Genomic DNA, 22222 nt, shown 5'->3' with positions numbered 1-22222 from the left:
CATCTTTGGTGACGAAGCCTTTGTCTTTATCGTAAAAAACAGATTCCCCATTTTCATCTAAAACTGGTGACCCATCCGCATAGCGAAGTTGCCCGTTTTTATCAACGTAGGTTGCTTTTCCGTCGTATAGCATGCCGTCTAGCTGGTCTTTGGTTATTGGTGATTCGCTCACACTATTTATGACCCCACCATCTGCGGTGACAGCCTTACCGCTTGCCGTCCTAAGTGCGTCGCCAACCGCTGCGATCTTGCCATCTTTCGTAACGAATCCTTTGTCTTTATCGTAAAATACAGATTCGCCATTTTCATCCAATACTGGTGACCCATCTGCATATCGAAGCTGGCCGTTCTTATCAACGTATGTATCCTTCCCGTTATAAGTTAGCCCCTTAAGCTCTTCGTCGGATAGAGGGGTAATTGATGTTGTGGCAATCACATCCCCGTCCGCCGTTATGAGTTTGCCATCAGAAGTTTTGAGTTTTGAACCAAGATTGGACTTCTTGCCGTCTTTATTAATGAATCCTTTATCTTTGTCATAAAAGACAGAGTCTCCATTTTCATCTAAAACAGGCGAGCCATCCATATAGCGCAGCTGGCCGTTTTTATCAACGTATGTAGCTTTCCCGTCGTATAGCATGCCATCAAGTTGATCTTTTGTGATGGGGTCCTTAGCAATTGAAAAAGCGCCATTTTCGGGAGCAAATTTAGTACCATCAGCATTAATTACAGCTCCATCAATACCTTTGAGATTGTTGCCTAAGCTTGACTCTTCACCGCTAGCATTTACGAAGCCTTTATCTTCATCGTAAAATACGGCATCACCATTTTCATCCAGAACAGGGGAACCATCCGCATAGCGAAGTTGCCCGTTTTTATCAACGTATGTCGCTTTGCCTTTGTAAGTCATGCCTTTAAGATCTGACTTTTTCAGCTTTTCTTTCTTTAATTTTCGCCCATTAGTATCGTAATAATTGCCGTAGCCATCTGTAAGAATTGTCGATTTATGTTTTAAGTCGGCGCGGGTAAGAATTTTTCCATTTTTTGTTAAAGGCTTTCCTGTTGTAGGGTCGTTTAATATGCCGTCACTATCGATAATGAACGGCACTTCACCGGCATCAGTCAACAATCTTGCGGAGCGGCCATTCGGTAGAATAAGGCTTAAGACCTTATCAGAAAGGGATTTAGGTGCTTGATTTGCAGAATCAACGAGATTGCCCGAGTTTTTGAGTTTTTTGATAGCGGCATTGATGCGATCATCTATCTGTTTTTCGTTCAGTTTCTGACAGGTGTAGCAATTTTTTTCAACTAATACATGTGGTTTTTCTTGTTCTTTCTTTGCTCTCTCTACACCATACTTCATCAATTTCTCATCAATCACTATGCCGCCATTGGCGTAGTCAGTGTTGAGAGCAACTGATGCTTTTTGTCTGGCAATGGAGTTCTGCTTTTTTAGTGTAGCTTTATAATCAGACTCATATTTAGCATCAACGTTGCCATCAGCATTTTCAATTTTTTTAGTGTCTTTATTTGATATTGTGGCTGTCGGAGTAACGGCTTCCTGTATACCAAATAATTCCTTGATACTTATTGTCCCGCTGAAAAAAAGAGATGCGAAAAGGACAGCGCAGAATAGAGCTGCAATAATTAAATAAAACCGTATCTTTTTCATTTTCTAATCCCGAATTGGATTTTGACGAACTACGGCATATAGTTGATTTATACCGCCATAAGTTATTGAGATAATATCTTTCTTGTTTTCAATTGGGACCGCATAAGCCCAAAGTCTATTCCGAACAGTTATTGAGGGCATGCTTTCAATATAATCTGGCCGTTGTAGCTGCCCATTAGTTAAAAATAGAAGAAAAGTCTCACCTTCGATTCGGGATCGATAAATCTTTAACATCGGACGTTTGATTACGCCTGGAGTTATTCCTTCAATATCTAGTAACGTTGAATTCTTTGGTGGGGTTCTAGTGTTTGCTAATGTGGAGAGAATTTGAGACATTTTCGCTCCACTTCCTGACGTCTTATTTATGTCTTTTTCTGAGCGAGGCATATCCTGAACTGAGCTAGAAGACTCAAGAACAATTGCTTTAGCGCCAGCATGATATTCTGTCCCTGCGACCACTTTTATGGTGACTGGAAATGTAGAATTTTGAAAATACAAATCCATCGTAGTCTCACCTTTATAAACGTTTGTACTGAATTCATAAACATGGGCGAGATCAGAAACCTTACTTACAGAAAATCGTGCTGTTTCGCCTTTCACAGGATCTTTTGTTATAGGGGTTCCAACTGGTACAGGTTTGCCATCTTCCGTTAAGAAGGCGATGGTGGTTGGTCGTGTCGGGGTTACTTTGATTACTGGCATAGGCCCCGTACCATCCATATTGATGTAGATAGGGGTAGTAATTGGAGTTACATTGTCATATGCACTACTCACCAAAGACTCTGATTCAATTCTATATTTTTGAAGCTTTTCTAAAGCCTTCTTTTTTTCATCTATATTCATAATGCTATCTGTCTTTTTATCCAAGACATTGGTTACAACATCATGAAGATTAAATGGCATAGGAACTTCTTTATCAGCAGCCAATACAAATGTAGGTTGGCTGCAAATTATGCATACGACTGTAGCGGCAACGTGGCTTCGAACTTTCATTGTTTTACTCTGCTTGCAAGATATGAATGTATTGACCGCGCTCGTCAGAAGCACGATTAGTAATGACTAACGCAACTTTACCTTTGTAATCAATCGGCGCAGTTTTGCCTGTTTGATAGTTGATAGCGTCTAAATACACGGTGAAATCGTAGGATCTACAATCATTCGCTTCCGGAATCGCTTTAAAAATGTCTTTAGTACAAAAGCCAATGTCATGACCAACTGACTTATAGCTATTTACGTAACTGACACCAATCCTATCAACAGTAAAACCACCCACTATTTTTCTGCTAGAAAAGTATGAGTCCACTATCTCCCCTATCCTTTTTCTAAGGAAAGGCTCGGTTCTAGAGTCATAGCAATAACTGGCTTGCTTAATATCATCATCATATGAACCAGACGTTACTTGAAAAGTTTTTTTCAGGCAGCTTTGCAAAAATGAGCTCGACTGAGAAATTGTTGGGACGCTCGATATTGCATTTTCCGTGACTAAAACGCCTTCGTCATTGAGATAGCTTATTGTTTGAATAGTCGATGGGTGTGCGAGCTTTAAAATCAAGAAGAGCTCAAGTAGAGCAATTATTACGGCAATGAATGCTGTGGTGAAAGATATGGATGCTATAGCTCTTAACCTACCGACAGACTTTTTAAGCTTGTCTGACGAACAGGCGCTAACACCGTCTGTATTCTCAAAATCATTTCCTTTTTGTGCCATCTGTTTAATCACTCAATTTAGTTATATACTTAATAAGCTTATTGACGTTAATACAATTACCTCATTTAATATCATTATAAGGTACCTAAAATGCATATTCTATTATTTTTTCTATTAGTATTTTCAGGGGTGGCTTTAGCAGATACCGCGAGTATTTCAGACAAAAGCGGACTTAATGAGGTTGGAAATTCAGTAGAAAGCTTGCCTTTAAACAAGCAGAAAGATGACGGCTGGGTCGTCCCCCAGCACGTAGCTAAGTGGCTAAGCCCCAAAATTAATGTAGAAAAACCAATCTTATTTATTGATTACAACTGTTTAGGCTGGAAGGAATACAGGCGTGACGCCCTACTGAGAGGAAATGTAAACAGATTTAATTACGTACTTATTGGCGCGAGTGTTACCAGCAGAAGCTCTCTATACCAAGCTCTGTGGAACTTGTCTTCTGGAGCTGCACTACCAGATTTTTACAAAAATGTATCAGACATTGGGTGTCAAGAAAATTGCTCATCGTTCAAATCTCTCGGTGAAAAACATGACATCGACTTTGAAAATGTTCCTAAAGATCTGTTATCCAGATTCGCCCGAATGGGCTTCAACTATCAAGTCTTAACGTCATTGGCCAAAAAACAAATGACAGCGGATGGGAAAAGTTTTGATGAAAAAACATTTCGTCCATATGTCCCAGCACTCTATTACAAAGACAAAATCTACTACCCAACCTCAATTAAAGAAATTGATAAAATTCTAGGAGATACAAAGTGAGCAGAAGCCGATCGAATGCTGAGATATTACTTAAAAATGCAGATTCAAGAGGTTTATTGGGGAACGTCAGTGTGGAGCAATTTTCTGCATACGTGCTATCTCAAATACCCGACGGAATGACAGAAAAGAACTTACTTGAACTCGAAGAGACTGAGATTGGCACAGCAAATACAATTGAAAGCTTTCTGCTTCAACTCGTTCAAGGAGTTCTCATTCAGACCTCCCCATTTTTCATTAAAACAGTTTTATCTGGTAGCCGGTTTGATAGTAACGGTTGCTTTGGTCTATGTGATGGGGGACTTAAGGAAAAGCTGAACTCTTTGGTAAATGTCTCCAATATTTCACAAGCTCTACTAGCTCCAATCTGTTCTCATTTCCAATCAGAACCAACCGCCGCGAAGGCGTTAACGGAAAAAGTGCAATCCTGTTTTTTACAGTCCAAATTCAGTGTGACCCCCCTTATGTTTGCCCTACCGGATTGCCAAGGGCTTGAAAACAGTATGCATATCATTATACCTGTGATCCCTAACTTTCCAGACGATATAGCAGAATATCAAGAGATTTCAGCGCGGATAATTGCCAGCCAACTTGGCTGGTTATCAGGGTATATTGCTAAAAAAACGTATGTTCGAATTGTCTGCTTTCAAGATCCTTTTTTAAATGAGATCGGTAGAACTATCAAACTAGATCGGCATCGATTTAACGTAACACTAGCAAATTTTTTTATGGAGTTAGCCTCTGCAACCATCAGTGAAGCGCCCAACTCATACAGGTTAACTGTTGATCATATAAAAGAGGTTGTACCCCTTTCTAATGAAGAGCTTGGCCGTATCGATACTGCTGTTGAGGCTGTTAGTCGTGGTCAAGCAATAAACGACGAAGAGATCCAAGTGATAGGGGAAAAGTACCATGAAATCGCTATGTCTATAGAGAATTCTATAGGCAATTATGCATTAGCTATGCGCGAGGCAATCAATAATCTTCGCGACCATAGCCCTGTAAATGCTACTGAACTAAAAATCATGATAGAGAACATACCCGAACAAATAATTGATGAGCTTTACGATAAGCGATTAGTTATCGCTATGTTAGTGGAAAACTACAATTTAACCATTTCGGCCTTAGTTACGCAGTCTACAGGCGCTTTGATGCTTTCTCTATCAGAGCTATCTCGTCAAGCAGGTGATATTTTTTCGCCGCTACTCTATCTAAATCAGGAAACTAGTAAATATCTATCAATGGAGGTTCAATAATGGATTTGATGCACTTTAGTAACTTTGATGGAACAAACGTATACCTACACTCAACTACAGTTGACGGGAGGCCTTCTTATATTGCTACACCTGAGAATAAGATTTCATTCAGCGATAATGAACTAGTTGTTCTTGATCATTATGGTTTTAGCTGGTGCGCCCCTGGTAAAATGATGCAGCCCACTAACATACCGTTTAAACAGCTTGATGAACAAATGCGAAGCGAGGCGCAGATAACAACTAAGCGAGCTGAAACCATCATTGAAAAAGCTAGTTTTCAGCTTGAATTGAATGCAATCTCTGTAACGCTTGATGACAATACACTCTACGGTTCATTGCAAACCAAAAAACACGACAACAACTTAACAAGCTATCGGATAAATTTTGATTTAGATGAAGATGCCGAGGCTGTCGGAAACATCCTCTCTGAGGAGCTTAGTGGTGTTGCGCAAAGAGGATCGTCTGTCGTTGTAGCAGCTTCAAACTTAACTCCAATTGACTTAGCAAAACTCATATCCAATGATGGCCAACTAATTCATACATTGGCAACTGAAAAGCCGTTACAAAAACTACCGGCTAATTTACAACCTGCAGAAATTGCTTTTCAAGAATACGAACGAAAATCCAATCTTATCGTCAGTCCTATTGATAACCAAACGTCGTTCAACACCGAGACAAAGCTTTATATTGCTAATGAATTAAGAAATTCTGGGGCGATAAAAACAGTCGATATAGGTGGTCTTAAAAAAGAGTGTTATGTGGTGCCAAACGCACTAATCAATGATAGTCATAAACAACACTTTCAATTAGATCGCGCCTCTCAGATAAAAGCTTTTGAATCACATTTACATGAGCTGACTGGTGCCGCACCATTACAGTTGTTACGCAATCCCTCTAACAATGGATTCGTTGTGGTCGGTGATGGTGACTGCAAGTCTATCGTGGGGCGCCTCGGTGGTTTTGCTCGAAATGATCTGAAATTAAAAAATGGTAACACCAAGGATTTTGAACAAGCCCCTGCCTCATATGGCTTCCCCGCCAAGGCGTTCTCATCCGTAAAGCGAGAATTAAGGCAGCTACTAGAAGAAGGCACTACTGTCGATACTCACCCACACGCATATGAAAAGGCAAGCTACTCAACAAGTACATTAGAATCACTTACTGATTCTGGTAACTATTACAAATCCCATGTACCTAACATAGAAAGAGCTGTGCAGCTATTTGGTGGCCAACTGAGTGGAAGTGTGCCTTTTGCACGTGCTATTGAAGGCGAAGTCGCGAAATTTTCTAAGTATTTCGCAATGGGCCAGCTGAAATTAGAAAACTTTGAAAATGGTGTTGGCGGCTCTCTTTTAATGAAAAAGAAAGCGCTTGGCGAAGCGGGTAATGATGTCTTTGTGTCTATCTACGACAATGATGGTACTCATGTTCTCGCCGTAAATGCTCACAATGGTGGATCAAGCTTAGGATCAGTAGTCGGAGTCGCCATTGCTGGTAGACAATATCGACAAGATTCTGAGTTAGAAATGAATGGATATTTTAATGGAGAGAATGTTGACCTATTAAAACTACGGTCAAGTTTGGAAATAGAAAAAATTAATCTTAAAAATGCCGAAGACCGCCTCGTACGTGAAGAGCAGCTTAGACAGGAAGTTGGTGATTTGTTAGTCACTAAGTCGAGCGCTTTTGATGCTATGAGCGGCGTTGAGAGACCACCATATGAGTTCCTTCGTAAGCAGGTCCCTTTTGAGGTCGAGCGTAATCTTCCCAACCTGAAAATGACATTTGATCACAATAAAGAAACACTTGTTGCTAAGATATCGAAGATATCTTCGACTGACCCGACACTAGACAATGAGTTTGCGTCCACTCAGAGCCTAACTCGATTGCAAACAATGTCGGGGAGTTCAAACAAAAAATTTGAAGCTAAATTACCTATTAACCCAACCGGCTTAGGTGCTGGAACAACGGGGGTATACAGCATAGGTGAGATTCCTAGCGAAGTTGATCGCGTAGTTCTAACTGAGGGTATTACTGATATACACACTGTTGAAGGATTTTACTCAGAAGCTGATGAGAGGGTGCTACATCTAGCCTACCTGTCTGCACAAGAACTACCTAACACAGTTCAAGTTTTACACGATAAGTATGGACCAGACATTGAGTATAACTTTGTTCTAGATAACGATATTTACAAACCTAATAGCGGTAATGTCGGTCGGCTATATGGCATTGAAGCGATAACATATTTGCTCAATCACGATGTCGACCCTGAAAGTATCGGCACACATTACTTGGATATCGGAAAACAAATCGATGAGGTTTCAGAATTTGGTGCCTACAAAGACCCTGGGGATGCATTAACTAAAAGCAATCGACAGCTCGTATACAAAGAGCGCCTAGCACGATTAAGTGTCAATAACGATTCGCCAGAAGGATGGCTTAAACCTGAGAATCTAACTGTTTACGGCGCAAAAGCCCCATTAAATGCAGATCTTGGTCTTGTTATTGATGAGGAAATGACAAAAGAAGAAATTCGATCTAGTTCCCCTCTTCTGCTCGATATGATGCGTAACGAAGTAGCTAAAAACGGTAAAGTAGTAATTTCACGTGATACTGCAGAAGTGGTGTCTAAGGAAATGTTGAAGATAAAGTTAAAAGAAAACAAACTTGATCTTACTACTTTAAAAAAACCTTCTGATCTCTATTTGAAGGATCTTGACCTATTCCCTTCTCCTGTCCTCGTATCAGATAATATTGTTGATGGGGATGGCAAGCGTGTTTCAGTAAATCACCCTCTTTTTAAGGCTATGGGCTTAAAACATTCTAATAGTTTACTCGCGGTTCAGCAGCAACCGACTGGTATTCTATCCACCAGCCCAAAGTTAGATTCAATTCGAATCTTAACTGGAAAGCATGGTGGGTCTCTTGTCACGTCTCACGGACGAACAGTTGAGGCTCCTATGCCGGATACCGGTTACGAAATAGGCGAGTCTATACCTGTCCTTGTGGACGGAAATCGTCAAATACAGGTTGGTGATCCCCTAACCATTAAGGAGAATGTCGCTACTGTTCGAGCTCAGCTTGCTAACTCAAATGAGACGGCATACGTGACTCTTCAATTACAAGACGGTCGAAGTATTGAATCGGATAGTTCCATAATCAAGCAGCTGGGGCTAAAAGATGCCAATGTTATGTTGGCAAAAAATGGCGCTCTTCTTGGCTACGATGGATCGCCTGTATTAATGAATGGACAAGAGTTGTCTATGCGCAACATTAAAGGCAATAACTTGATTACTGATGGATCTGATAAGCCACTGTTGTTTGGCCCTAAGATGGAGGTTAATTTACAAATAGGTGGATATCTTGCACAGAACGGTAAATTCGTTAGCGCTGTCATCGCCGCTGTTAAATCTGAATATGACAAACACATAAAAGATGGCTATGAACATAACGATGCATTATTCCTAACAAAAGATTTTGTCGAGGACATGCGCAATGCAATAAATAACCGTGACGGCGGGATATATGGAGCGAGGCAAATTGATGCAATTGACCGGTATATTGATGACGAGCTGTCACATAACGAGGCAGCTAAAAATTCAACGAAAAAAATGTACCCACGGCATACAATTGTAGGTGCATTGGATAACGAGAAAGATTTCTTTAAATATGTCACCTCTGAATTAGAAAATAAGCTTATACAGGTAAACCAGAAAGAACAAAAAACTGTCGTTTTAGATGAATCTAATCCCGACAATATGGAGTTCGTATCTTCAGATAATGTTCTATTAAAGCCAGTTGCAAAAATAGTCGATCGGAATAAGCAGGTTTTTTTTAAGCACGCGACTATGGATGACGTAGCTATTCGCGTGCAGTCAATTGATCCTGCTGAAAATGCTGGTAAATCATACGCCATAAGCTTTGTAGGGCCTTCTGGGGAGACTTTATCTGAGAAGTCTGACCTTAAAGTCTCCGCAGAACATCTAAATCAACCCGCCATTCAGAGCATGATCTATTTAGATTCAAATTTGTGCGGTAAAGATCCAGATTTGATTAATGTGAGTAAGTTCGACCCTAAGGAAGCTCTTGCAGAATTGGCAAAAAACCATGCTGCGAAAACAATGGCCAAAGCAACAGACGAAACCAAAATGCTGATGATTAAAAAAGCTCAAGACAGAATGCAGCAATCTGTTAATAAACGCTTAGAGTCGAGTATAGAGCAAACTATGATTGACACTCGTAAAGGGGCGTCAGGACTACAAACCGGACCTTATGTTCAAGAGCTGATATCAAACATTAAACCTGGCTTCGATGATGGGATTCTTCGTAAACCTACGTTTACAGTGGTAGATTACTTAGCAAAACGCGGTGGTACTAATACCAACTTAGAAGAATATTTGTCCACTGTGGAGCGTTATGAAATGCAAATTTCAGAAGCCAAGGATAATCAGTACGGCGAATCCGAGGAGTTAGTTAAAGCGAGAGTTGCGCTTATTTCAGCGGAAATGAACAAATACATCCAAGAAGCTAGCTCTGCAGGATACGCGGATGATACGAACCCACTGGCCCATCACACATCAAACAAAGGTCGTGAGAAAAAATCCTATGGCATAATGCCGAACGATTTAACTTTCGTCATGCAAAGAAAAAATGACTCTGGTTCTAGCAACATTTACCCCGATAAGGCCGTTGCCTATGCTCGTATGGGTAACATCATGGAAGATATTGGCAATAATCTAACAGTTAACTATAAGTTGGGTGGAGATAATATCGCCATGACTAACAAGGCAGGTGCTATGTCCCACTTTAGCCCTAAGAGACAATGGATAGGTCTGACTGTTGGGCTAGATGAAGCTGAATCAGAACAATGGAACAAAAACTATATTATTGGTAGCGACAGAGCTAAAGACAACGAAGCTAGAATTCATTCTATGACCATACAGAGAGGTCTAAAAGATTTCTTCTCTATGTGTAATCACGACTCTTTATCTGGTTCGCCAATACAAGCGTATTTGATGCGTGACCCGTTTAACAATCAGAAAATTTATGGTTCTAGCGGCGACTCACGCCATTGCTATGTAGTGAATGATATACGTATTAATGAGATGTTCCCTACAGCGAAGGAGCGAGGTCAGTATAAAGATGCTAACCGATTTGCCATCATGATTAATGATTTCCTAATTCAGCGTGGATTCGAGCCAAAACAAGACTCAATTAAGGTTGAATACTATCTTCCGCAGACCTACAAATACAAAACTCACGAAGCGTTAAAGCAAGCAATTGACACTCAAGAGAAAACTCGTTGTTTAGGTGTTTCTGTTGACTCAAAGTATGTCGATGCAATAAATACCCTGTTACATAGTAAAAATCTTTTATCAATTCTAGAGTATAAGTGGATTAATGAGAAAAAAGACTCGCTTAACCCTTATGAAACCTTTGAAGGTAAAAACGTTAAATCTTCAGAAGTTTGGAACAATATTATTGACAGGATAGACAGTGTACCTGTCTATGAAAGAGCAGGGCCAAATCAGTACGTGGAAGTACAATCCCCTCAAAAAGAAGCTTCGTTAAATACCAACGAGGTATCTTATGATGGCTCAGTCATGCAGCACATGACAGACTTTATGCTTGAAGCAAGAAAAGCTCAAATGATTAAAGACCGTCAAGAAAGTGCTGAACTGGTCCTAGCTAATCCTACCTCTAATAATCCAAAGTATTAATTAACCTTACCATGGTCTGGTCGCACTCGCGGCCGGACCATTTTTTTTTGGGAAAAAAAGCATGGCTAGTAATGGCAATATCAATCCCGTTGATGTGTCTATAATCACGGAGAAAAAAACTGTCGCAGAAGTCGTCTACAAGGCTTTAAATAAAGGTTCAAATTTCACTACTCACAAGTATGGCTTCTATGGTTCTTGGAAAGGTAAATCGGTTTTTATCGGATACACTCAAGGCCACATTTACACTCTTTTAGAGCCGCACGACATTAATCCTAAGTTCAAACAGTGGTCCCTTGATGACCTTCCCTTTGCAGTCGTAAATCAATTCAAGGTGCTAGAACGTAAAGAAGCACTGGAATCCCATGTAAGAAAACAAATCCAGAAATCCTCCATTCTGGTGTTAAGTACAGACCCTGATGAGCAAGGCGTATATATTGGCGAGCTAGTACGTCAAATGGCCAGTTTCAAAGGTATGACAAAAAGAGTAGGCATTAAAACCTATGATCCTGATCGATGCCGTGAATTATTTGACAAAAATTTTGAAGACCTGCCGGAATATAAGCCCTTTATTAAAATCGCTCAATCCGAAGCATGTAGGCAGCGCCTTGATTATGCTGTTGGTATGAACCTGAGTCGTCTCTACTCCCTGACAGCCCAGAAATTGAATCAACTGCCTGACGGTAAATTGATTTGTGGCAGAGTACAGACTCCTGTCCTTTCGATACTTGTTAAGCGATATTTAGAGCGCAAACATTTTATTCCCGAGCGATTTTATACATTTCATCTGAGAGTAACTTCAGGAAATAGAACAATTGACTTTGAGGTTGAAAGTGAAAGGGTTTTTACTACAGAACAAAAAGATGAGATTTCAAAAAAACTCATTAATAGTGAACTAGTAATTACTAAAAGGTACATAGAAAAAGTTGTTACCCCCCCACCCGAGCCATTTAAGCAAGACACATTGCAAATACGTATGGGGACAAAGTATGGATATAGTGCAAACAGTGTACTGGAGGCTGCAAACGACAACTATCAAAATGGATACCAAAGCTATCCACGTACCGATGGTAACGCTATTGAATATTCAGAATGGGCACGAGCAAAGCAGGTTCTACCGCCTGTTCTAGATGTAGTTAATCAGTCTCTCAATAATAAGCTGGTGGATCTAGATTATTCTAGAACAAGTAGTAAGGTCACATTGCAGGGTAAGGAAGCGGAGGAAGCTCATACCGCTATCCTCCCGACTGGTAAACGATGGGATCAAGATACTAAAGGGATTAAGTGGGATGTTTACAAGGAGGTTGTAGTTCGCTACAGCATGATGTTTCTTGGAAACCTCGTTACTGAGAAAACGACAATATATGGACGCTGTGGTGAATACAATGTCAAAGCCGTGGGCGAAATTATTCTAGAAGACGGCTGGAGCCTCTATGACGATAGCAAGAGGAAAATCATTCAGATACCGGATATAGCTACAAATACAAGCTATCCTAAAAAAGTCGTTACCAAAAAATCCTCAACAAAGATCCCACCAAGGCTTCAATCACACGATATAGTAAAAGAGCTATCCAATATTGGAAAACACTTGCCGGAAGAATTTGAGCATCTTGCCAAATACTTCGAAAAAGATGAAAACAGTGGTCTTGGTTCTTCTGCCACAAAGGGGCCGGCTATTGAACAAACAATCAAGCATGGCCTTGTCAAACAGGTTACAGACAAAAAATCGATATTTCTTGAGCCTACACCCACTGGGATTGCATTTTATAACGCTCTACCTAAAGAGCTAACTGATATCTCTCTCTTTGCTACTTGGGAGAAAGAATTTAATCTCATTCTCAAGGGTTCTGCAAAGTACGCAGACATCCTTAGTAAAAACCACAAATACATTGAAGACCTGGTCAATACCGTAAAGATTAATCCTGCGCTCTTTGAGTTTACGGCCCCTTTGAAAATAACCGGCTACGAGTGTCCGATTTGCCATAGGCCTATTGAGAAAAAGGCTGGGAAATTCGGAATAAGTTACTTCTGTCAATCGTGCAACAAAAGATTTCCTGATTACAAATCTGAGCCGTTAAAGGACTTAGATGGCCATGGAGATCGATGTGACAAAGTTTACGATGGAGTACCTTGTGAAGGTGTTATGTTGACTTGTGCGGGAGTAAGTAAAAAGAATGAAAAGGCATACAAAGCACTGAGATGCTCAAGTAAAGAATGCAAAAACTTTATTTTTAAGTGAACTAATTGAGTTATACGGATTAATGTTATTAAATTAGATAATATTTAATAACATTAATCGATTTTACTTTATGAGGCCTCATTATGAGCGAAATTAAGCTTGGTACTTTCCTGCAGCAACGTTGTTGCGAATCATGTGGTGAGGTTATGAATACCACACGCACAGAGCGTAATAGTGTTATCTGTGCCAAAGACAACAACTCTCGGTCACTAGAAGACATAAGCCAAGAAAGGATCTTTTTTGAGCACTTTAGAAATAGACTCGTGTCATTGCGTGCCAAAGGCTTTATGGTCCATGAAAATAATGAATCAGACGGGGAGCCATCACGTGGCAAGTTTCTACGCTACATAAGCTCTAGCGAGTTTTCACACCCTTCAGAAGCATTAATTTTAGCAGCTCCTCTCTTGTCTAAAGTAAGAAAAATCGGGAAAAGACATACCAATTTTTTTAAAGTCATTGAATGTCTTACTCCAGAGAGCTCCAAAGCATGGCGACTAACCACCCCTAAGAAAATCGCTTCATACATTTCAATCTTAGAATCAACTTTGAATGTTTATGAAAAAGGCTTCTACCATCAAAATCTTATTGTAGAACCAGTCGTATCTGACGAAGACAGCGCATACGTAACATGCTGCATAATGGCTAACAGTGCTGATATACATAAGCTCAGCGAAAGTGAAGTGCAAGAATACAAAAAAACTGCCTCTTCATACTCTAAGGTTATGCCAGCTAGATGAACGACAACAAATCTTACGAGTATAACGATACACCTATTTTGCTATTGGATGGCGTTGTATCTCTCGCACCTCTCATAGCTGCAATGACCAATAGCGAAGATCCGGAAGTACTAAAAGAAGATTTCAAAAATGAATTAAAATTAATAAAGAAAAACCACTCCAATATCGACTACCCAAATGTTGGGCATCGAATTATGTTTCTACTTGGAATTATCTTAAAAGAACAAGTTGATCAGGTACATTCTGAAAAGGTGGCACCACACAAAATAATAAGCATGGCCATCGAATTATATTCAGAACTGTCGGAGCATAATTTTAATGATTTACACGATATACCCTTAGAAAATGCTCTGTGGGCGGTCGAAGTCGCTGCATTAGTTGATAGAACAATTGCAGACAATAAATATTTAAATGGACATAAAGGCCTTCTCCTGACAGAACTAGCCGCTGCTTTTAACAATACTATGGAAATAATCCCACAAATTATTAAACAAGATGACATTCGCTCTAGGAATGCTGTATCAAAAGATATAGCAGAAAGGTTTAACTTTTGCTTTTCTGATTTCCCTGAAGGAACACCGCTATCCGATGGGATCACTAAATTCAAAGATTCAATTGAGACATACTCAAGCCTTATAGTGGGGCTATGCAAAGCCCAAGCTCAACTACTAGGGAGTTAATAATGTACGAAGTAAGTATGAGTTATATGGAAGAAAGCTTTATCTTAAGAATTGATGTTAAAAAATCAAAAGAAGCAGAAAAAATAGCACAAAGATTTATAAAATCGATTACACCTAATGCCAATAAGAGTTTTATGCTAGATCAACAATTTCTCATCAATACAGAATATCTTAAGTATTTAGTGACTCATGGAAAGAATTTAGACATAAAATATGGGGATAAATTTTCGTCAATGAAAGTCAATCCAAGACCTGAATTTGGAATAATACTAGACAGTGAGTCAGCCAAACGCCTATTGGAGCTGGTGGAGTCACTGAACACAGCTATGATAAATAATGCCGGAGCCAGTGAAAAGAAATTTGTAGGCTTGAAGTTAGTTTTTTTCCCACTGTATAGAATGTTTCGAGAAATAACGTCCATCTTTAAACAGGCCTCTGGTGTATTCAAAACCATTTCAGATTTAATTATTACTCTTTCAGGTGAAAAGGAACGACAAAACACTATTAAAAAAGACATCATCAATGATAAAGATAGTAGAAAAGAGTTTGTAGATAAAGAACAGCAAAAAAGTAGCATTTTTCCAAAGATTATACCTGGCATCTTAATGGTTTTATTGGCCTACTTTCTTCACTGGTTCTCACTAAATATCGCAGCTGCATCAATATCAAAAATTTGTCTTAACTTTATCGCATTTATGCTGTTTGTTATAGCGTTAATGAATCTCTCACGAGGCCTAAAAAAATGAGTGCTAATACCAATCAAAATGGTGAGTCTGACGGATTTGCCTTATTTCTACTTGGGGCAGTAATACTAGTAATTTTGTGTTACTTTTTAAATAATATTTTAAGAATACCAGCTCATTACATGAGCATAGGAACATTTAAACTCGTAAACCAGTTTCCAATGATTGATTTAATTGTTCCTGATTCCTTTATCAGTGAATTAAATTATATATATGAAAAATCTAAATATGGAATATCTGGCGACTCTGCTATTCATAAAATAAGTGTATGTTTGATGTTTTACTACCCGATACCACTATTTCTGTTCTGGAGAAGGATGAGGTACTATTTTATTAAGACTAAGCCATATTCCTTTAGATATAAGATTAATAAGATTAACGAGATTATAAAAATCAAATCACAGGATTACCCTGCCATCATAGCTGGGTATAAATATGGCGCTCTGATGGCTAAAAATCCGAAAGAGCAAGCATTCGGCAGCATGTCTATGGAGCATGGGCCAATAAGATTTTGCATTTTAAACAAAATATTATCTTATAATGGAAAAATTTTAACATTTGACAAAACTGAAGATTCAAAATATGTAACAGTTGAGGATGATATACAAGAATTAGGTGGATTTAGCGGCAAATTGGATATTAACATAAACAAGCTTACTGAAATATTTCAAAAGCAGTTAGGTCAACCAATAGTACAATTATCAGACCTTACTGATGTACAGGTGGCATTATGTAATTTGTTTTTGAACTACGCAAAGGGTCACGAAAACAAATCAAAAGCTCAAGCCTATAGTAGGTTTCTTGCAAGATCTTGTGTAATAGAAAATTTAGGAACAAAAAAAGAAGTAAAAAAATTCAATTTCAATAGAAAAAAAGAAGAAAATGACCTCAAACAACACTTGCTTAAAGCTAATAAGAAACTAATTAACTATTGTAAGTTTGATAAAATATTTGTACTTACTTGTTACTATATGGCTAAAGCCAATGGTGCGGACTTATCACCACCAGAATTTCTATGGTCAAAGGTTTTTGAAAGAGACTTATATTTATTATTAAATACTTACACTGGTTCCCCAGATGTCTATAAAAACAATGCATATATAGAGTGCATTTCTCCTTTATCGTTATGGTTAGATCTCTTTATCATTAACAAGCTTGACACAAGATTAAATCTGTCCAATGAAGATGGCACTTTTGATTACAATGAAAAGTGGAAGACATTATTATTACAAAAAGTTTCATCAGATAAAAACCCGTGGCACAAAAAAACAAATCAAATTCTTCAAAATCTAGCAAATGAAGACAATCCTTTGGAATCTTTCAAGAAAAATCGAAGATTTAAAAAATTAAAATCGGAATTTAAATTAGATCGCGCTGACTCAAGTTTAATTTCGGATTATACGATTCAATCATCAGATGATTTGATTCTTTCGCTATCCATACAAAGGTTTATTAAATCTGAAAAAAACGTTGAAGATTGGTTGAGTGAAAATGTTAGCTGGGTAATTATATTCGATCGTTTGCTATTTTCTCGTATCGCTACTGCAGTTTATGTTATGGATAAATTTAAAGATAAGTGTGATTCACTGGTAGATGTCCTATTAACTAAACAATTATCAAAAATTGAACGTAATAAAGTCACAAGTAAATTGAAGAACGTTTATATAAACATATTTGATGATTTTACCGTTGAAGTAATTGAAAGCGAAGAGTTCATCGAAAACAGCACGAGACTATCGGATGGATGGGTCGAGATACTAATATACCTTAAGCGTCAAATAGAAAATGAATTTACTTCTATTGAACTAAATGATTTCTCGAAATCTACTTTCTATTCTGTTAATCAATCAGTAAAGTCAGTTTTGTATTATATGACAACTTTTGAAAAATGGTTAAAACCGCAATACAAAGTTGACGAAAATACACTAATTGGAGGCGAATAAATGGCATCGAACAAAGATGTGCAAATAAGTGGCTTTAATAATCACCAGATATATGATCAAGAAGAAATAATTACTTATAGAGGCAGTATATATGAAAGGGCTCTAATATATTTATTTCTGCGACCGAGATATTTGATCGTCACATTTATCACTTTCTGTGTTATGGCGGTATTAATGGTCGCGGGGTATGGTTTTATAAGTCTAGTGCTGTATGTGCTACATTATTTCTTAACTGTCAGCTCTAGAAGCGACAGAGAGAATTCCACATTACCGGCTAGACTTCCGCCACAAATGAAGAAATATCTTCCGAAAAAGATGCATGGTGATTTAGGTGACTTTTATTGTGGGACAGAGGTTAAAACTAATAGACAGATTTGGAAGAAATCTGGGGATTTTTTATATCACACATTGATTCTAGCGGGATCTGGGTCTGGTAAAACAAGTCTCATTCTATCTGTTTTCTATATCAACGCCCTAGCATTATCATCAGGTCTTTGGATGAAGGATTTTAAAGGAACAGTTCGTTTAATTGGCGAAATGGTTTCTATAGCAATGCTGTTTTCAAGGCAAGATGATGTTCGTGTAGTCAATTATAATAACCCTCAAAAGATCGGGTCTACATTGAAAAACACATGCACGATGAACTTACATACTACCGATCGCGCATATGACTCATTCTCTAATCTAAACGTATATATGGGTTCAGGACAATCTAACGATCCATTCTTCAAAGATAATGCTGAGAAAATTCTAAACGCCGTTCTTCCTATTTTACACTATCTCCAAGAAAATAATTACGAACGGATTAAACCTTCAACAATTCGTAATTACTTGGTTTTAGACAATTTTGTCAACCTTTATCACGATAAAAGAGTTGATAAAGATTTAATCGAAGCTTATTTAGTGCCTACTTACGAGGCGTTAGGCTTAGAGTACAAGGACGAAATTAATAAGCAGATAGATGATAATGTTCGATTATTCTCTAACTTTATAAACAACGTCGATCCAGCCCTAGCCTTCTTAATCTTTCAGTTTCCACAAATTCATGAATCGATTACAGCCGAGTTTAATCCGAGGGATCTAGTCTTAAATCGACGAATTGGCATTACAATTAACCCTACTGCATCATTATCTGTTTCTGATACTGAAGCGCTAGCTAAAACTACACTCAATCAAGTTAAATTCGGCCTAGGCGTGGGTCTAGGTTCTGATTTTCATGGCAAGAAAGATCAGGTTATGTACAGCGCAAGGACCTCCGATGATGTTCCATATATATTCGTTGCGGATGAATTCTTCGTAGGCCTAAAAGCCGGTGGACTGGGTCTTGTAGCTGCTCAGGGGCGTGGATGTGGTATCGCTGCTGTTTATTCAACACAGGATCTTATAGCGGCTGAAGAAACAAACAAATTAGAGATGGGGCAAATTACAGGTTCTACCGCCAACAAATTGTTTATGCTAACACGTGAATTAGAAAGAACCCGAGCGGTATTCGAAGCATTAATACCTAAAATTAAGGTACCAGTTAAGAAAATTTCCGATTCTGCCTCGCGTAATATATTGACTGATAAAAATGTCGAGATACAAGAAGTGCCAGCTTTCAATATTGATGACTTGGCTCACAAGTCAAAGATGCCACAAGGTAATTTCCTATTCATAGGTGACGGTCATGTAACACGAGGGCAGTCATATTATTACCCAACAGACGAGTTTGAAGCTGAATCCTACAGAACAATTGTGCAGTTGCCCACGATCCCAATAAATCATTCTAAGCTCCGTTCAGCCGTCGATGATTTTAAGCTAGCTTCTAAAATAACAACTTTGCTAGATGAAGGTTTTTCTGAACAGCACGTGAAATTTAAACAAGACCCCGATAGCAAGCAATTGTTAGGGTATCTAGCCGGTAAGATTCCTTTAGCTGCAATGCTTATGGGCATAGATGAATTTAAAGCTAGTAAGAAAGCGAGACCTTCAACGCCATCAAAAGCGCATGATGCAAATAAAACTACTTTAGGTGAAACAGGCAAAGGTGAAGAGACTATTAGACCGCCTAAAAACGACGCAAAGTCAGTAGACACCGATTCAGCATCTTTGCCTAAAATTGATGAGGTTGATCAGCTAATAGGTCGAAGTCAAAGTCAAATACTTAGCGTATTTAAAGAGAATTCACATGTTCAGGCATCTACAAATACATCTACTGACATCTCGCATGAAGATGAAGATGACGTTTCATTTGGTAGTTTGGTTTCTGAAAATGCTGAGGCTAGTGAAAGCGTTGATGTGTCGTTTAGCTCTATTTCTGCTCAACACAAGGACGATGAGTCATACCCTGGTATTAATGATGAAAGCAATTTAGTAGAGAATGCCATAGAAAGTAATTCTGAATCACCTCTAATTAATGATGAATATGAAGGCGAGTTTGAGGATGAAAATAAGGCATTAGATAATTCAATTCAAGATAATAAATCGAATAGTCATTCACTTGATCGATCAACTGCCCTGATCGCAGAGGATAATGAAGTGCTGGCTTCTGTAATAGGAGGTGAAGAAATTCTTTCAGTAAGGAATGTTTTTACTGAAAATGGCCTAGAAGGATTTGATGAGCTGTTACCTAAAGGCAATATAGATAATAAATCTTTAGTTGATGATTATCTCATTAATGATACTGATATTCGTATTATTAAAGAAAGAGATAATCTCTAGTACGTGTGTTTAGATATAAAAAAACCTATTTGGAAATGTACCAAATAGGTTTTTTTTATCAATATCTATCAGGCTTTTTGAGTTATTTTATTCGAAGCAGTTTGTGCGCTGGCGGTAGCAGTCTTAACCATATCCACAAAGTTACTTAATGTGCTGCCGATTGCTTCACCTAGAGCTTTCACTGTATTGCTAATTGACGACTTTAGATTAGACGTAATACTAACCCCTTCAGCGGCATTAACATTCACAGTTTTCTTGGTATCTTCAAATTGTTGTATAGTATCTGCTTCACTTTTCGGGTTAAGTTCTATATGTCCATTTTCAATAGCAGTCCCCGCTTGTTTAACAAGACCTTTGGCTAAACCTGATATACGATTATTCACTTCAAGTTTTTTAGCTTCTTTAACAATTATACTTGCGCCCCGTGGCTTATCTGCTTCCAGAGTCTCATATGCATCACGAATTTCATTGGCACTATTTTGAGCAGATTTGAAATTGTTTTCACTCAGGTTTTTTATGGCTGTAAGAAAGTTGGTTACATCTTTTTCTGTTTTCAGTTTCTCTCCAACTTCACCAATAATCGCTTTATCGGTCTTAGATAGATCTAATTTTAATACCTTTGATCCAAACTTGATTTTTTGCGGATCTTGCCGTTCACTATCAGCAATCTGTAAGTCGGCAATTATATCAGGGCTGTCTTTTGCGGCCTTCCCAATATATTGTTGCAATGAGGAATTTGCTAACTCAGTTAGCTTTTTATGATCCATGACTCGTAACTTGGCCATAGTTAAAGTATCCATTGATACTTGAGCTGCTTCTTTACCGGCATCTACAACGACTGTAGTCGCTTTCTTAATTGCTTGGGCCGAAGTCGAAACTACTTTGCTTGATGCATCAATTGGTATTTCAGCTGCATCAGCAATTACATCAGTGGTTTTATCGATTATACCTGTCGTTCTATCTATGACATGGTCTAAATTGTCGCCGGTTTTATTTACAGCATGGTTAACATTGTCAGTACTTCTATTTATAGAATTATTAACGACGTCCGCCGACTTCTCTACCGTGTTCTTTAATATTCCAATAACCGGCTCTGTTGTGTTTTTACCAACATCTCCTAGATATCCAACAGCGTTGTTAACTCCTGTAGCAAGTTGTGCAGCGACACCAACTGTTTTTGCAGTGGCTTTAAACAATTCAGCAAAAACAGTAGCAGATTGACTGGCTATCGCGCTAAATGCCGCCTTACGTTCAAAATGAGCGGTTTTCATTTTATTAAATGCATTTTGTGTTGCGTCATTATAATGTAATCCACTAGTATCCTTCTTATTAGGCTCTGGCTGTTTTTGAAACATTGACTTACTAAGCCACTCCGTCCCTTTGGGAGAGCTAAGCCACTTTGACCCTAGCTTAGATGAGATAAAACTAGCCTTCAGTTCTTCGTTCTGAGCTTGTTCCAATGCATACATTTGAGCAATTGGGGTGCTAAGCCATTGATCTGCTTGATCTGTTGTTAGCCATGCATTTCCTTCCGGTGAATTAAGCCACTCAGAATCATATGTTGGTCTTCCATCTTGATCAATGACTATTGGAGGCGAGGTTATTTCTTGTGGTGACATATGTTGTTCTCCTTCCATTTGAGCGTTAGAGTTAATCGTATTCGAGGATGAGTAATCATTTTGAGCGGTCCAGGGTACATCTTCTTCTTTTATTGGTGTTTCTACCTGTTTTATTGGTGTTACTGCTCGTTTTATTGGTTTTACTACTCGTTTTGCCGGTTTAGTATCCGAAACAGACTCTACTATTTTACGTTTAGCCGTAGGCGTTTCTTGAGCCGTAGGCGTTTCTTGAGCCGTAGGCGTTTCTTGAGCCGTAGGCGTTTCTTGAGCCGTAGGCGTTTCTTGAGCCGTAGGCGTTTCTTGAGCCGTAGGCGTTTCTTGAGCCGTAGGTGTTTCTTGAGCCGTGGACGTTTCTTGTGCCGTAGGTGTTTCTTGAGCCGTGGACGTTTCTTGTGCCGTAGGTGTTTCTTGAGCCGTGGACGTTTCTTGTGCCGTAGGTGTTTCTTGAG

General features: G+C 38.7%; 13 protein-coding genes. 9 read left to right on the top strand and 4 right to left on the bottom strand.

Features of this window, described 5'->3' with window-relative positions:
* From V6259_RS18910 to V6259_RS18900, 3 genes are all read right to left on the bottom strand, one after another.
* Nucleotides 1-1669, bottom strand: a 1669-nt coding sequence (locus V6259_RS18910) for a hypothetical protein (RefSeq protein WP_341585855.1), incomplete at its 3' end; no start/stop codon positions are given.
* Between the two features lie 3 nt (nt 1670-1672).
* Nucleotides 1673-2662 (bottom strand): DotH/IcmK family type IV secretion protein, encoded by a 990-nt coding sequence (locus V6259_RS18905; protein ID WP_341585854.1) that lies wholly within the window; start codon nt 2660-2662, stop codon nt 1673-1675.
* 4 nt (nt 2663-2666) lie between these two features.
* On the bottom strand, nt 2667-3377 hold the full coding sequence (locus V6259_RS18900; protein WP_341585853.1) for a hypothetical protein: 711 nt from the start codon (nt 3375-3377) through the stop codon (nt 2667-2669).
* Between the two features lie 90 nt (nt 3378-3467).
* Between V6259_RS18900 and V6259_RS18895 the strand changes: the two genes are divergently transcribed.
* The 9 genes from V6259_RS18895 (at nt 3468) to V6259_RS18855 (ending at nt 20154) form a co-directional block, all read left to right on the top strand.
* The gene (locus tag V6259_RS18895; RefSeq protein ID WP_341585852.1) at nt 3468-4139 is read left to right on the top strand and encodes a hypothetical protein; all 672 of its coding nucleotides are present in this window, start codon (nt 3468-3470) and stop codon (nt 4137-4139) included.
* Entirely contained in the window at nt 4136-5392 is a 1257-nt protein-coding gene (locus V6259_RS18890; RefSeq protein WP_341585851.1) for a hypothetical protein, read from the top strand. The genes V6259_RS18895 and V6259_RS18890 overlap by 4 nt, the downstream gene beginning before the upstream one ends.
* Nucleotides 5392-11115: a hypothetical protein gene (locus V6259_RS18885; RefSeq protein ID WP_341585850.1), complete on the top strand. Its 5724-nt coding sequence runs from the start codon at nt 5392-5394 to the stop codon at nt 11113-11115. The genes V6259_RS18890 and V6259_RS18885 overlap by 1 nt, the downstream gene beginning before the upstream one ends.
* 61 nt (nt 11116-11176) lie before the next feature.
* Entirely contained in the window at nt 11177-13351 is a 2175-nt protein-coding gene (locus V6259_RS18880; protein ID WP_341585849.1) for a DNA topoisomerase, read from the top strand.
* 83 nt (nt 13352-13434) lie between these two features.
* Nucleotides 13435-14088 (top strand): hypothetical protein, encoded by a 654-nt coding sequence (locus tag V6259_RS18875; RefSeq protein WP_341585848.1) that lies wholly within the window; start codon nt 13435-13437, stop codon nt 14086-14088.
* Entirely contained in the window at nt 14085-14768 is a 684-nt protein-coding gene (locus tag V6259_RS18870) for a hypothetical protein (protein ID WP_341585847.1), read from the top strand. Before V6259_RS18875 ends, V6259_RS18870 begins: the two co-directional genes overlap by 4 nt.
* A gap of 2 nt (nt 14769-14770) precedes the next feature.
* Entirely contained in the window at nt 14771-15514 is a 744-nt protein-coding gene (locus V6259_RS18865; RefSeq protein WP_341585846.1) for a hypothetical protein, read from the top strand.
* The gene (locus tag V6259_RS18860) at nt 15511-17454 is read left to right on the top strand and encodes a secretion/conjugation apparatus DotM-related subunit (RefSeq protein ID WP_341585845.1); all 1944 of its coding nucleotides are present in this window, start codon (nt 15511-15513) and stop codon (nt 17452-17454) included. Before V6259_RS18865 ends, V6259_RS18860 begins: the two co-directional genes overlap by 4 nt.
* Nucleotides 17455-20154 (top strand): type IV secretory system conjugative DNA transfer family protein, encoded by a 2700-nt coding sequence (locus tag V6259_RS18855; protein WP_341585844.1) that lies wholly within the window; start codon nt 17455-17457, stop codon nt 20152-20154.
* 68 nt (nt 20155-20222) lie between these two features.
* On the opposite strand, the gene V6259_RS18850 is transcribed toward V6259_RS18855, so the two are convergent.
* Nucleotides 20223-22222: hypothetical protein (locus tag V6259_RS18850; protein ID WP_445928528.1), on the bottom strand; the 2000-nt coding region annotated here is incomplete at its 5' end.

This window comes from Marinomonas sp. TI.3.20 (assembly GCF_038155025.1).
In the GTDB taxonomy this organism is placed as follows: domain Bacteria; phylum Pseudomonadota; class Gammaproteobacteria; order Pseudomonadales; family Marinomonadaceae; genus Marinomonas; species Marinomonas flavescens.
Note: the sequence above shows the minus strand (reverse complement) of the source record. Positions and strands in the feature narration are given on the sequence as shown.